1 protein-coding gene is annotated in these 822 nt (G+C 46.7%); it reads right to left on the bottom strand.

The annotated features are described in order from the left end of the window. Window positions 1-746, bottom strand: a 746-nt coding sequence (locus R7040_RS25635) for a flagellin (RefSeq protein ID WP_318081630.1), incomplete at its 3' end; no start/stop codon positions are given. Window positions 747-822: the final 76 nt, after the last annotated feature.

Raw genomic sequence — 822 nt, 5'->3', positions numbered from 1 at the left:
TTGCCAGCAAAGATTTGCAGTTTACCGTCTTGGTCTACTGAGGCTTTCACTAGGTCAGTTTGACCGTTAATGTAAGTCGCAAGCTCTTCGATATCGTCACCCGCTTTTGCGCTGATGTTGATTTCTTGCTCTTGGCCGTAGCTGTCCGTCAGGTTGATTTTTAGGTCATTCTTGCCTTGGGCAACGTTCCAATCTTTACCTTTACCGCTTTCTGCTTGGTAGCTTACACCGCCCATCATTTTGTTGTCTGAGCGCATGTCTTTTAGCTCAAGCATTACCGCTTCGCCGTTATCCGCACCGATTTGGAACGATTTCGCGCCGTGAGTGCCGTTTAGTAGCTTGTTACCACCGAAAGAGGTTGTTTCTGCGATACGATTTAGTTCGTCGTTGAGTGCGGTCACTTCTTCTTGAATCGCAACACGTTCTGCTTTCGAGTTTGAACCGTTTGCTGATTGCAGAGACAAGTCTCGCATACGTTGAAGAATGTTAGTGGTCTCATTCATTGCACCTTCAGCAGTTTGTGCAATCGAGATACCGTCGTTCGCGTTGCGAACCGCTACATCCAAACCACGGCTTTGTACGTTCAAACGGTTCGAGATTTGTAGACCCGCAGCGTCATCTTTTGCGCTGTTGATTTTAAAACCCGAAGACAAACGCTCCATAGAAGTTTGTTGAGCTGAGTTTGCGTTGTTTAGGTAACGCTGAGCGGTCATCGCTGATACGTTAGTGTTTACATTCACTGCCATGGTGATTTCTCCAATTGATTTTCCGGTGTAGCGGTTTCCGACGTCTCGGAAAACCAAGTAGTTCTCTCAAAGTTAC

Source organism: Vibrio sp. 1069 (assembly GCF_033340555.1).
This window is presented reverse-complemented; position numbering and strand designations above follow the sequence as displayed.